Origin of the sequence: Actinomadura rubrisoli (assembly GCF_004349215.1) — a bacterium.
Lineage (GTDB): Bacteria > Actinomycetota > Actinomycetes > Streptosporangiales > Streptosporangiaceae > Spirillospora > Spirillospora rubrisoli.
In genome coordinates this window covers 16,744-28,844 of the sequence record NZ_SMKU01000082.1, presented here as the reverse complement: position 1 = coordinate 28,844, position 12,101 = coordinate 16,744, and the positions used below count along the sequence as shown (strand labels likewise).

Below are 12,101 nucleotides of genomic sequence, written 5' to 3'. Positions count from 1 at the left end.
CCCCAGACTCCGAGCAGTATTCAAGCAACCCCGGCCCAGAGCCTCGCCTGGCGGCTCGCCCCTGACCGTGCTTGTGCGAGCGCGAATCGCTTCGCGATCTTCCCGGTGGGGCTCGCCTTCGGCTTCGCCCCACCGGTCAGGTAGCGCGCTCGCGCGACGGTTGAGGTCAGAGCGAAGGTGACGCTGGATGGTGTGACGTTTCCGTCTTGGGGTGCGCTGAGGGAAATGTGGGCGATCGTCCGATGAGAGCGGGCATGGGACGGTCGCCCACCTCCGGCGGGTCCGTCTCCCCCGGTCGGGCCCGCCGGAGGCCACCCGCAGGCTGGGCGGACGCCGCTCAGTCGAGGGGGCGTAGCTCGTCGGCGTAGCTGACCGAGTTGCGGCGCATCAGCCCCGTGTCGTCGATGGAGTACTGGCCGAGGCGCCACAGCGGCGGCGAGTACGCGTGGATCGACACGCTCGCGTCCGCCGACCCCACCAGCCGGTGGATGTGGTCGGGGCCGAAGCAGAATGAGGTGCCCTCCGTCACCACGGTCCGCGCGTGGGCGCCGCCGATGCGCGGGTTGTTCTCCTCCAGTGCCCCCGCGACGACCCGGACGGCCCCGGACGACACGTCGTGGTCGTGCCAGCCCGTGTCGTTCTCCGGCGTCCAGCAGAGCAGCCACACGTCCACGTACTCGTCCCGGTAGAGCGAGGCGTAGTGGCGCTTCCCGTCCGGGAACGCGACGTGCTGCCGCCACAGGCCGGGCCGCCCGGCGAGGGTGTCGACCAGCCGGCGCAGTTCACGCTTGTCGAGGGGACGGGCGGGGAGGCTCTCGAAGCCGGTGGTGAGGACATCAGACGACAAGGGTTCGCTCCTTTCCGATCAGTAGACGACGGGGATTGGCCACCCGGAACGCGTGCCGGGCGGCCTCGCCCAGGCCGAGGTCCCGGGGACCGGCGTACGGCCGGTCGGTGCCATGCACGATCACGTCGACGCCGAGGGCGCGGACCATGGCGTCGGCCGCGCGCGGGCCGTACGACGAGGTCTCGACGAACATCTCGGGGTCCACGACCCCGCGCCCGGCGCCCCGGGCTGCGGCCCGCTCGCCGTGCAGCGGCGCGAGCCCGGCGAGCATCGCGAAGCACACCCGCAGCCGGGGGTGCCGCGCCCGCCCGAACGCGCGGAACGCGAACCAGGCGGCGTGCATCTCCTGCGCGTACGGGACGACGGGCGCCCACCATCCCGGCACCCCGGGGCCGCAGGACGCGGGGCCGGGGTGGACGAAGAGCGGGAGGCCACGGGCCTCCAGGACGGCGAGAAGCGGGCTGGATCGTTCCATTGAAACGGGATCGGCGAGGGCGGCGGCGGGGAGCTGAAGGCCCGCGAAGCCGTGGTCGAGGGTCCGTTCGAGGGCCGCGGGGTCGATCTCGGAGACGCAGGCGGATGCCCAGGCGCCGAACGCGGCGGGCAGGGCGGCGGCGCCCTCGTGGTAGGCGTCGAGGAGGGGGCGCGCCTCGCCCGGCGGCAGTGACTCGACGCCGAGGGGGGAGGAGAGCGAGACCAGGGCCCGGTCCAGGCCGTCCGCGCGGACGCGGGCGGCGCGCAGAGTGGGGTCGTGGTCGGCGGGGTCGACGTCGTAAGGGGGCTCTCCGGCCAGATGGAGTTTCCAGCCGTCCAGGTAAGGGGGCGTCCGGCGCCGGCGGAGGGCCTCCACGAGCGAGGGGCTCCATAGGTGCTGGTGCACATCAAGGTGCGCTTCCCCATGGGCGGTCAATGTGGGCGCCTCCTCTCCGCACGGGTGCTGAACCGTATCAGTTAACCGTTTCAGTGAACCGGTTCAGGAGCAATTCGTCAAACCGGGTGACCAGTGTTGCCCAGTTCTGTCGGCGGGGGCCTCTAGGGTTGTGGGGTGCCAGGAAGGCGCAAGCGCGCGACCATACGCGAGGTGGCGCAGGCGACGGGGTTGTCGCCTGCCGCCGTGTCCTACGCCCTGCGGGGCATCCAGACCTCGGAGGAGACGCAGGAGCGGGTCCGGGCGGCGGCCGACGAGCTCGGCTACGAGGCGCACCCGATCGCGCGCGCCCTGGCCAGCGGCCGCACCGATCAGGTCGGCCTGCTGTGCGGCTCGCTGGAGGACTACTGGCAGCAGTCCCTCGCGGTGGGCATCGGCCGGGCGCTGCTCGCCCGCGACCGCTATGCCCTGATCGTCGACGCGGGCGGCGACCCCGAGCGCGAGCTGGCCCTGGCCCGCCGGCTCCGCGACCAGCGGGTCGACGGCCTGATCGTGCAGCCGCTCGACCCGTCCGCCGCCCTGTGGGCCGAGCTGGCCGACACGATCCCGGTGGTGTCGATCGGCGACGCGCTGCACGGCGGGCAGGCCCAGGGCGAGGTCGTGTTCGACAACCGGCGCGGCGTCACGCTGGCGCTGGAGCACTTGCGCGGCCTCGGCCACCAGCGCCTCACCGTGTTCACGCCGACGCGGGCCAGCACCCCCGACCGTCCCGCCGACGTCCATGTCAACGCCGAGGCCGAGCGCCTCGGCCTGCGGGTCGACGTGGTGGTCGTGCCGCAGTCGCTGGCCGAGGCCACCGGGATCGCCACGCGCGTGCTCGGCGGTCCCGACCGTCCCTCGGCCGTGTTCTGCTTCGCCGACTCCATCGCCTACGGCGTCTACGCCGCCACCCGGGAGCTGGGGCTGGCCGTCCCGGGCGACGTCGCCGTCTGCGGCTACGACAACCACCCGATGTCGAACCTGCTCACGCCCCCGCTCACCACCGTCGACTGGGACATCGAGGGCATCGTCCACGCCGCCGTCCGCCTGGTCGTCGACGTCATCGACGGCAAGCCCCGCAAGCGCCGCGTCGTCCGCGAGCCCTCCCTGCGCGCCCGCGCCTCCACGGGCGCGCCCCTGGCATGACGGCCACGCCGTGCCCGGCCGCGTCAGGGCCCGGCAGGGGTGTCAGGCCAGGGGGAGGCGGGGGAGGAGGTCGGCCGCGGCGGCGATGTCGGCGTCCAGCGGGCGGTCCTCGACGCGCGGGTCGAGAACGGCGACGGCCAGGTCGAACGCCGACCTGAGCGGGCCGCCGGACGGCGCGCGCCCCTGCATCCGCAGCGCCCGGACGGCGGCGACCAGCTCACAGCCGAGCCCGAGCCGGTAGGCGGCGACGGCGTCGGTCGTCGCGCGGGCCGACTGGGTCGAGAAGCCCGCGTGCTCCTCGACTCCGCGCGACAGCACCGCGCTGCCGAGCGCCGCCGGGGTGGCGAGGCGGCGGACGTCGGCCAGGCACGAGTGCGCCACGTACTCCAGGATCATGATCCCCGACGACGCCTCGGTGGCGCCCTGGAACGGGTACAGCCCGGTGAACGCGGGCTCGGCGAGCGTGCCGAGGCGGGCGGCGGCCAGCGCCATCGTCTGGAACAGCGCGGCGCGCGCCGCGTCCAGGGCCAGCCCGACGTAGGCGGTGTGGAAGTTGCCGTTGTGCCAGACGGTTCGTCCCGCGACGTCGACCAGGGGGTTCTCGGCGGCGGCGTTGACCTCGCGGGTGACGATCTCCCGGGCGTACTCGCCCGCCTCCAGCGCGGGCCCGTGCACCTGCGGGAAGGCACGATAGCCGTACGGGTCCTGGATGCGGACCGGGACCGGGTGCTCGAACGCCAGGAGCGTCCGCATCGCGGCCGCGACCTCCCGCTGCCCGGGGTGCGGGCACGCGTCGTGGACGGGCGGCGCGTACGGCTCCGCCGAGCCCCGCACGGCGAGGTGCGACAGCGCGGCCACGACCATGGACGCGCGGAGCATCTCCCGCAGGTCGGCCACGGCGAGCGCCGCCTCGCCGAGGGTGGCGGCGTTGGAGCTGATGAAGGCCAGGGCGTCCGCCGAGCGCAGGGTGTAGCCGGGGCCGCGCTCGGGGACCCCGTCCGCCCCGGCCAGCCACGACCGCTCGCCCAGCAGGCACAGGGCGGTGGAGGCCAGCGCGGTCAGGTCGCCCGTCCCGATCGCCCCGTACACCGGCACCGGCGGGACGAGGCCCAGGTTGAGGACGTCCGCCAGGGCCTGGAGCGCTCCAGCCTCCACGCCGGAGCCGCCCGCCGCGATCTGGTTCAGCCGGACGGTCAGCATCGCGCGGACGATCTCCGGCGCGATCAGTGGCCCCGCGCCCGCCGCGTGGCTGCGCAGCAGCCGCAGGCCGTGCGCGTCGGCGTCCTCCCACTCGACGTCCACCACGCGGTTGGCGCCGACCCCGGTGGTCCGCCCGTACACCGGCCGGGTCTCGGCGACCTCCCGGGCGACCCGCCAGGCCGCCCGGGCCCGCTCGACGCCCTCGGGCGCTATGGCGATCGTCACGTCCTCGCGGGCCGAGCGAACCACTTGCTCACAGGTCAGAGCGGTGCCGTCGATAACGATTCGGCTGTTCTCCACGGCGCTACGCTACTTTCCCCGGATTTCAGGTAGTTATGCTCAGGATGCGAGGTTCCGGACACGCCGGGGCACGGAGTCGACGGTACCCATTGGCTACGGTTGGGTAGAAGGCCGAAACCGATCACCAAACCGATCTCCGGCGTTGCGGCGCCCAACGAGGACGTGAGTCGTTTGATCACCTTTGAGGGCGTGACCAAGCGCTACCCGGACGGGACCGTCGCACTGGACGACGTGAGCCTGGAGTGCCCGACCGGCCAGATCACCGTGTTCGTCGGCACGTCCGGCGGCGGCAAGACGACGGCGCTGCGCACCATCAACCGGATGGTGGAGCCCACCGGCGGCAGGGTGCTCATCGACGGGCAGGACGTCCGCGAGCGCAAGCCCGCCGAGCTGCGCCGCGGCATCGGTTACGTCATCCAGCACGCCGGGCTGTTCCCGCACCGGACGATCGAGGACAACATCGCGACCGTCCCGTACCTGCTGCGCTGGAACAAGAAGAAGGCGCGCGACACCGCCCGCGAGCTGATGGAGCGGGTCGGCCTCGAACCCGTGATGGCCAAGCGCTACCCCTTCCAGCTGTCGGGCGGGCAGCAGCAGCGCGTCGGCGTCGCCCGCGCGCTGGCCGCCGACCCGCCGATCATGCTGATGGACGAGCCGTTCAGCGCCGTCGACCCCGTCGTCCGCGCCGAGCTGCAGGACGAGTTCCTGCGGCTCCAGGACGAGCTGCACAAGACGATCGTGTTCGTCACCCACGACATCGACGAGGCCATCAAGCTCGGCGACCGGATCGCGGTGTTCCGGACCGGCGGGCAGCTCGTCCAGGTCGCGAGCCCCGAGGACCTGCTGGCCCACCCGGCCGACGACTTCGTGGCGGGCTTCGTCGGCCAGAACCGCGGTATCCGCAGCCTGTCCTTCGCCGACACCGCCGAGCTGAGCCTGCGCGACGACCTCGTCCTCCCGGTGACCGCCACCGGCGCGGACGCCGCGAACCTGGAATGGGTCCTGGTGGTCGACGAGGCCCGGCGCCCGCTCGGGTGGACCCGGGGGCCCGAGGTCGCCGGCACGCTCGCCGAGGAGGCGCTGGCCCCGGTCGGCGCGACCTTCGAGGTCGGGGCCGACTCGGTGCGCGGCGCCCTGGACGCGGCCGTGCTGTCCCCGGCCGGGCTCGCGGTCGGGGTCGACGGGGGCGGCGCCGTCGTCGGCGTGACCGGCGGGGCCGAGCTGCTCGCCGTGCCCACCCACGGGGCGGGCCACCGCCGCCCGGGCGATTCCGGGAAGCCCCCGGCCGATCAGGACGACCCCGCGCCCGCGTCCAAGGACGGTGTCTCGGACTGATGGACATCGACTGGGGCTGGATCGGCGACCACACCGACACGCTCACCGACCACGCGCTCATCCACCTCCGGCTGGCGCTGCTGCCCGTCCTGTTCGGCCTGGTCATCTCGCTGCCGCTCGGTGTCCTGTGCCGGCGCTGGGGCTGGCTCTTCCCGCCGGTCCTGACCGTGTCGAACGTGTTCTACGCGATCCCGTCGCTCGCCCTGTTCATGATCTTCATCCAGTACACCGGGCTGGAACCGGCCACGGTCATGATCCCGCTGACCCTCTACAGCCTGTCGGTCCTCATCCCGAACGTGGTGGACGGTCTCGGCTCGGTCTCCGAGCCCGTCCGGCAGGCGGCCACCGCGATGGGCTTCGGGACGCTGCGGCGCCTGGTGCGGGTCGAACTGCCCATCGCGGTGCCCATCGTGATCGCGGGGGTGCGGGTCGCCGCGGTCTCCTCCATCAGCCTCGTCGCCGTCGGACAGCTCATCGGCCAGGGCGGTCTCGGCTACGACATCATCCGCGGCTACCAGCTGCAGTTCCAGACCCAGATCATCGCCGCCTCGGTACTGATCGTCGCGCTGGCCCTGATCACCGACGCGCTCCTGGTGACCGTCCAGTGGCTGCTCACCCCCTGGGCCCGGGCACGTGGAAGGGCGTCATGAACGATCTCTGGAACCAGATCGACCTGTCCTGGGAGTGGCTGACCGCCTCGTCCCAGTGGCACGGCGACGACGGCATCCCGCACCGGCTGCTCCAGCACCTGTACTACAGCGGGGTGTCGCTGTTCTTCGCCGCCGTGATCGGGCTGGCGCTCGGACTGCTCGTCGGCCACACCGGCCGGGGCGGCTTCCTCGCGATCAGCGTGGCCAACGTCGCCCGCGCGATCCCCACGTTCGGCCTGGTGCTGTTCATCGTGGTCATCGAGTACAGCATCACCCCCGTCCTCATCGCGCTCGTCGCCCTCGCCGTCCCGCCGATCCTCGTCAACACCTTCGAGGGGGTGCGCGGGGTCGACCCCGACGCCAAGGACGCCGCGCGCGGCGTGGGCATGTCGGAGTGGGAGGTGCTGTGGCGGGCCGAGGTGCCGATGGCCCTGCCGCTCATCCTGCTCGGCCTGCGCACGTCCGCGATCCAGGTCGTCGCCACCGCCACGATCGCCGCCTACCCCGGCTTCGGCGGGCTCGGCCGCTACATCATCGACGGCCTCGCCCGCAACGACTACCAGCTGGTCGTCGGGGGAACGGTCCTGGTCGTGCTGCTCGCCGTCATCGTCCAGCTGATCTTCGCGGCGCTGCGCCGCCTCATCGTCTCGCCGGGACTGCTCGGTTCAGCCCGTTCGTCCTGAACGGCCCCGAAAGAAGGAATGACAATGAAGAACATCATCCGTGGAGCGGCCCTCGGTCTCGTGGCGGTCCTGGCGCTGTCCGCCTGCGGTGGCGGGGACGACGGCGACGAGAAGAACCCGCTGTCCGGCGGCGGCGCGAAGGGCACCATCACCGTCGGCGGCGCCAACTTCCCCGAGAGCGGCCTCATCGGCGAGCTGTACGCGCAGGCACTGGAGGCCAAGGGCCTCAAGGTCAGCCGCAAGTTCAACATCGGCGCCCGCGAGGTCTACTACCGCCAGGTCGTCAAGGGCGGCATCAGCGTGATGCCCGAGTACAACGGCGCGCTGCTCACCACGTCCGTGGACGAGTCCAGCACCGCGGCCACCACCGCGGAGATCAACGCCGCGCTGAAGGCCAAGCTGCCCGCGGGGGTGGAGATCCTCGACTCGGCCAAGGCCGAGGACAAGGACTCGGTCACGGTCAACCCGCAGACGGCCGCGAAGTACAAGCTGAAGTCCATCACCGACCTCAAGCCGGTCGCGAACCGGCTCACCATCGCGGGCCCCTCGGAGTTCAAGACCCGCAAGCAGGGCCTCGTCGGGCTCAAGGCCAAGTACGGCCTGGAGTTCAAGAAGTTCCAGCCGTTCGACGCCGGCGCCCAGGCCACCCTGGTCAAGCTGCTGACCGAGGACAAGATCCAGGCCGCCGACCTGTTCACCACCGACCCGACGATCGAGCAGAAGAAGCTGGTCGTCCTAGAGGACCCGCAGAACGTCTTCAGCGCGCAGAACGTCACGCCGCTGGTCAACAAGTCCGCCCTGAACGCCGACGCCCGGGCCGCGCTCAACGGCGTCTCGGCCAAGCTCACCACGCAGGACCTGCTCGACATGATGAAGCGGATCGCCATCGACAAGGACGACCAGGAAGAGGTCGCCAAGGACTGGCTCAAGAAGTCCGGCCTAGCCTGACCGAGCCCCCGGGAAGTTGCTTTAAGCACGTCCGCCGAGGCGGGTGGTGAGGGTTGCGGCCGTCTCGCGGACGGGGGTCGCCAGCGCGGGCCAGGTGTCCTCGGGACGGTCCTCGCGGCGGAACGTGACGGTGATCGCGGCCGTGGGGTGCCCGGTGTGGTCGTAGGAGCAGGCCGCGATGCTGGCGAAGCCCTCGGTGATGTAGCCGTCCTCGATCGACCATCCGCGCCGGGCGTCCTCGACGAGGACGCGGCGCAGCTCGCGCAGGGAGGTGGGGCCCTGGCCGGTGCGGTCCACGAACGAGCGGGGGAACAGGGCACGGACCTGCGCGGCGGGCAGGTGGGCGAGCAGTGACCGGCCGCTGGCGGTGAGCTGCGCCGGCATCCGGACGCCGACGTCGGTGACGAGGGTCGCGTGCCGCGGGGGCTGCTCCTTGAGCAGGTAGAGGGTCTCGGCGCCGTGCAGGACGCCGAGCTGGGCGATCTCGCCGACGCGGTCCACCAGGCGGCGCAGCAGGGGGCGGGCGAGGCGTTCGAGCGGCTCGTGGCGCAGGTAGGCGGAGCCGATCTCGAATGCGGCGACGCCGAGGCCCCAGCGCCGCTCCTCGGGGACGTAGGCGACGAAGCCGTCCGCCGCCATCGCGGTGAGCAGGTGGTAGGTACTGGAGCGAGGCAGGCCGAGGTCCCGGGCGATCGCGGAGGCGGGCAGCGGCCCGGCGGACCCGGCGAGCAGCCGCAGCACCGCGAGGGCGCGCCGCGCGCCGGGTACCTGGCTCATCGTGCCATTGTCTCGCATCTGAGACACTTACGCCGCCGGGGCCCTGCCGCGGCGCCGGTCGGCCCGCTGCAATGGTGGGTATGAGCTTCGGCATGGGGGACACCGGCATCCAGGTCGGCCCGGGACCGCTGACCTTCGACCAGGTCGTCGCGGTGGCCAGGGACGGCGCACCGATCACGATCTCGGACGAGGCGCTGAAGCTGATCGGGGAGGCGCGCGCCCACATCGAGGAGCTGTCCGCCCGTCCGACGCCCGTGTACGGGGTGTCCACGGGCTTCGGGGCCCTCGCCACCCGGCACATCGCCCCGGAGAAGCGGGCGCAGCTACAGCTCAACATCGTCCGCTCGCATGCCGCCGGGTCCGGTCCCGAGGTGGAGCGGGAGGTCGTCCGGGCGCTGATGCTGCTCCGCCTCCGGACGCTCGCCACCGGGCGCACGGGGGTGCAGCCCGTCACCGCACAGACCCTCGCGCGGCTGCTGAACGCGGGCATCACCCCGCAGGTGTTCGAGCACGGGAGCCTCGGCTGCTCCGGCGACCTCGCCCCGCTCGCGCACGTGGCCCTCGCCCTGATCGGGGAGGGGTCCGTCCGCGACGCGTCCGGCGAGCTGAAACCCGCCGCGCAGGCGCTGGCCGAGGAGGGCATCGCCCCGGTGCGGCTCGGCGCGAAGGAGGGCCTCGCGCTGCTGAACGGCACGGACGGCATGCTCGGCATGCTCGTCCTCGCCATCCGCGACCTGCGCCGCCTGCTCACCGCCGCCGACGTGGCCGCCGCGATGACCGTGGAGGCGCTGCTCGGCACCGACCGGGTGTTCGCCGCCGACCTCCAGGAGCTGCGGCCGCATCCGGGGCAGGCCGCGTCCGCCGCGAACCTGCGCGCCCTGCTGTCGGACTCGGAGATCATGGAGTCGCACCGCGGCCCGGACTGCACCCGCGTCCAGGACGCCTACTCGCTGCGCTGCGCCCCGCAGGTCAACGGCGCGGCCCGCGACACCCTCGCGCACGCCGAGCTGGTCGCCGGGCGGGAGCTGGCGTCCGCCGTCGACAACCCCGTCGTGCTGCCGGACGGGCGGGTCGAGTCCAACGGCAACTTCCACGGCGCGCCGATCGCCTACGTCCTGGACTTCCTCGCCGTCCCGGCCGCGGACGTCGCCTCGATGTCGGAGCGGCGCACCGACCGGATGCTCGACAAGGCCCGCTCGTACGGGCTGCCCCCCTTCCTCGCCGACGACCCGGGCGTGGACTCCGGCCACATGATCGCCCAGTACACGCAGGCCGCGATCGTGTCGGAGCTGAAGCGCCTCGCCGTCCCGGCCAGCGCCGACTCCATCCCGAGCTCGGCGATGCAGGAGGACCACGTCTCGATGGGCTGGAACGCGGCCCGCAAGCTGCGCCTGGCGGTGGACGGGCTGACCCAGGTGATCGGCATCGAGATCCTCACCGCCGCGCGGGCGCTCGACCTGCGCACGCCGCTGCGCCCCGGACCGGCGACCGCCGCCGTGGTCGCCGCGCTGCGCGAGCTCGTCCCGCCGCCGGGCCCCGACCGCTACCTCGCGCCCGAGATCGCCGCCGCCACCCGGCTCGTCCGGGACGGCTCCCTGGTGGCCGCCGCCGAGGCCGTCACCGGCCCGCTCTCTTAACCCAAGGAGTCCGCCATGTCCGGTCCCCGCCCCGTCCGCGCGCCGCGCGGCACCTCGCTCACCGCCGCCAAGGGCTGGCCGCAGGAGGCCGCCCTCCGCATGATCCAGAACAACCTCGACCCGGAGGTGGCCGAGCACCCGGACGAGCTGGTCGTCTACGGCGGCTCGGGGAAGGCGGCCCGCAACTGGGACGCCTTCGACGGCATCGTCAGGTCCCTGGCCGACCTGGAGGGGGACGAGACGCTGCTCGTCCAGTCCGGCAAGCCCGTCGGGATCTTCCGGACGCACGAGTGGGCGCCGCGCGTGCTGATCGCCAACTCCAACCTCGTCCCGCAGTGGGCGACGTGGGAGGAGTTCCGCCGCCTGGAGTCGCTCGGCCTCACGATGTTCGGGCAGATGACCGCCGGGTCGTGGATCTATATCGGCACGCAGGGCATCCTGCAGGGCACCTATGAGACGTTCGCCGCCGTCGCCGAGAAGCGCTTCGGGGGCTCCCTGGCCGGGACGATCACGCTGACCGCCGGGCTCGGCGGGATGGGCGGCGCGCAGCCGCTCGCCGTCACGATGAACGGGGGCGTCGCGATCTGCGTCGAGTGCGACCCGTCCCGCATCGACCGCCGCGTCGAGCACCGCTACTGCGACGTCCGCGCCGACTCCCTGGACGAGGCGCTCCGGTTCGCCGAGGAGGCGAAGGCGGCCCGCCGGCCGCTGTCGATCGGCGTGCTCGGCAACGCCGCCGACCTCGTCCCCGAGCTGCTGCGCCGCGGCGCCCCGATCGACATCGTCACCGACCAGACCAGCGCGCACGACCCGCTGATGTACCTGCCGAGCGGCGTCGCGTTCGAGGACATGGCCGCCGAGCGCGACAAGGACCGCGACGGCTTCATCGCCAGGGCCCGCGCGTCGATGGCCGCGCACGTCGAGGCGATGGTCGGGTTCCAGGACGCGGGCGCCGAGGTGTTCGACTACGGCAACTCGATCCGCGGCGAGGCGCAACTCGCCGGGTACGAGCGCGCCTTCGATTTCCCGGGGTTCGTGCCCGCCTACATACGTCCGCTGTTCTGCGAGGGCAAGGGGCCCTTCCGCTGGGCCGCGCTGTCGGGCGACCCGCAGGACATCGCCCGTACCGACCAGGCGATCCTGGAGCTGTTCCCCGACAACGAGCCGCTGACCCGGTGGATCAGGATGGCGCAGGAGAAGGTCCACTTCCAGGGCCTGCCGTCCCGGATCTGCTGGCTCGGCTACGGCGAGCGCGACCGGGCCGGGGAGGCGTTCAACGAGCTCGTCGCGCGCGGCGAGATCAGCGCGCCGATCGTCCTCGGCCGCGACCACCTCGACTGCGGCTCGGTCGCCAGCCCCTACCGCGAGACCGAGGGCATGGCGGACGGCTCGGACGCCATCGCCGACTGGCCGCTGCTGAACGCGATGCTCAACACCTCGTCCGGCGCCACCTGGGTGTCCATCCACCACGGCGGCGGCGTCGGCATCGGCCGCTCCATCCACGCCGGGCAGGTCTGCGTCGCCGACGGGACGCCGCTGGCGGGGGAGAAGCTCCAGCGCGTCCTCACCAACGATCCGGGCAGCGGCGTCATGCGGCACGTCGACGCGGGCTACGACCGCGCGGCCGAGGTCGCCGACGAGCGCGGCGTCCGCATCCCGATGCGCTGAGCT

Annotated in this window: 11 protein-coding genes; 7 read left to right on the top strand and 4 right to left on the bottom strand. The window is 72.8% G+C overall.

Annotation, left to right across the window (positions count from 1 at the left end; all coding sequences use genetic code 11):
- Positions 1-337 precede the first annotated feature (337 nt).
- Positions 338-847, bottom strand: a complete 510-nt coding sequence (locus E1298_RS17730) for a cysteine dioxygenase (protein ID WP_131894572.1) — start codon at positions 845-847, stop codon at positions 338-340.
- Positions 837-1,757, bottom strand: coding sequence for an amidohydrolase family protein (locus E1298_RS17725; RefSeq protein WP_131894570.1), 921 nt, complete (start codon positions 1,755-1,757; stop codon positions 837-839). The genes E1298_RS17730 and E1298_RS17725 overlap by 11 nt, the downstream gene beginning before the upstream one ends.
- A 171-nt stretch (positions 1,758-1,928) precedes the next feature.
- On the opposite strand from E1298_RS17725, the gene E1298_RS17720 reads away from it, so the two are divergent.
- A complete protein-coding gene (locus tag E1298_RS17720; RefSeq protein WP_243725636.1) occupies positions 1,929-2,900 on the top strand; it encodes a LacI family DNA-binding transcriptional regulator in 972 nt (323 codons plus the stop codon).
- Positions 2,901-2,942: 42 nt separating this feature from the next.
- Here E1298_RS17720 and E1298_RS17715 read toward each other — a convergent pair whose 3' ends face one another.
- Positions 2,943-4,400, bottom strand: a complete 1,458-nt coding sequence (locus tag E1298_RS17715) for an aromatic amino acid ammonia-lyase (RefSeq protein ID WP_131894566.1) — start codon at positions 4,398-4,400, stop codon at positions 2,943-2,945.
- A 171-nt stretch (positions 4,401-4,571) separates the two neighbouring features.
- Between E1298_RS17715 and E1298_RS17710 the strand changes: the two genes are divergently transcribed.
- The 4 genes from E1298_RS17710 to E1298_RS17695 are packed head-to-tail and all read left to right on the top strand — an operon-like array spanning position 4,572 to position 8,016.
- Complete coding sequence (locus E1298_RS17710; protein WP_131894564.1) at positions 4,572-5,735, top strand: ABC transporter ATP-binding protein; 1,164 nt, start codon at positions 4,572-4,574, stop codon at positions 5,733-5,735.
- Positions 5,735-6,385 carry an ABC transporter permease gene (locus E1298_RS17705; RefSeq protein ID WP_131894562.1) on the top strand — a complete coding sequence of 217 codons (651 nt, stop codon included), beginning with the start codon at positions 5,735-5,737 and terminating at the stop codon, positions 6,383-6,385. The genes E1298_RS17710 and E1298_RS17705 overlap by 1 nt, the downstream gene beginning before the upstream one ends.
- Positions 6,382-7,068, top strand: coding sequence for an ABC transporter permease (locus E1298_RS17700; RefSeq protein WP_131894560.1), 687 nt, complete (start codon positions 6,382-6,384; stop codon positions 7,066-7,068). The genes E1298_RS17705 and E1298_RS17700 overlap by 4 nt, the downstream gene beginning before the upstream one ends.
- Before the next feature lie 24 nt (positions 7,069-7,092).
- Positions 7,093-8,016: an ABC transporter substrate-binding protein gene (locus E1298_RS17695; RefSeq protein WP_207944688.1), complete on the top strand. Its 924-nt coding sequence runs from the start codon at positions 7,093-7,095 to the stop codon at positions 8,014-8,016.
- Between the two features lie 21 nt (positions 8,017-8,037).
- Here the strand turns inward: E1298_RS17695 and E1298_RS17690 are convergent, their stop codons facing one another.
- Positions 8,038-8,793: an IclR family transcriptional regulator gene (locus E1298_RS17690; RefSeq protein WP_131894558.1), complete on the bottom strand. Its 756-nt coding sequence runs from the start codon at positions 8,791-8,793 to the stop codon at positions 8,038-8,040.
- Between the two features lie 92 nt (positions 8,794-8,885).
- Between E1298_RS17690 and hutH the strand changes: the two genes are divergently transcribed.
- Positions 8,886-10,430 (top strand): histidine ammonia-lyase, encoded by a 1,545-nt coding sequence (gene hutH, locus E1298_RS17685; RefSeq protein ID WP_131894580.1) that lies wholly within the window; start codon positions 8,886-8,888, stop codon positions 10,428-10,430.
- 15 nt (positions 10,431-10,445) lie between these two features.
- Positions 10,446-12,098 carry a urocanate hydratase gene (hutU, locus tag E1298_RS17680; RefSeq protein WP_131894556.1) on the top strand — a complete coding sequence of 551 codons (1,653 nt, stop codon included), beginning with the start codon at positions 10,446-10,448 and terminating at the stop codon, positions 12,096-12,098.
- Positions 12,099-12,101 lie beyond the last annotated feature (3 nt).

What these genes read in the sequence shown, in the direction of transcription:
- hutH (WP_131894580.1), top strand. Translation starts at nt 8,886, where the DNA reads ATGGGGGACACCGGCATCCAGGTCGGCCCGGGACCGCTGACCTTCGAC.
- E1298_RS17700 (WP_131894560.1), top strand. Translation starts at nt 6,382, where the DNA reads ATGAACGATCTCTGGAACCAGATCGACCTGTCCTGGGAGTGGCTGACC.
- E1298_RS17705 (WP_131894562.1), top strand. Translation starts at nt 5,735, where the DNA reads ATGGACATCGACTGGGGCTGGATCGGCGACCACACCGACACGCTCACC.
- hutU (WP_131894556.1), top strand. Translation starts at nt 10,446, where the DNA reads ATGTCCGGTCCCCGCCCCGTCCGCGCGCCGCGCGGCACCTCGCTCACC.
- E1298_RS17695 (WP_207944688.1), top strand. Translation starts at nt 7,093, where the DNA reads ATGAAGAACATCATCCGTGGAGCGGCCCTCGGTCTCGTGGCGGTCCTG.
- E1298_RS17690 (WP_131894558.1), bottom strand. Translation starts at nt 8,793, where the DNA reads ATGAGCCAGGTACCCGGCGCGCGGCGCGCCCTCGCGGTGCTGCGGCTG.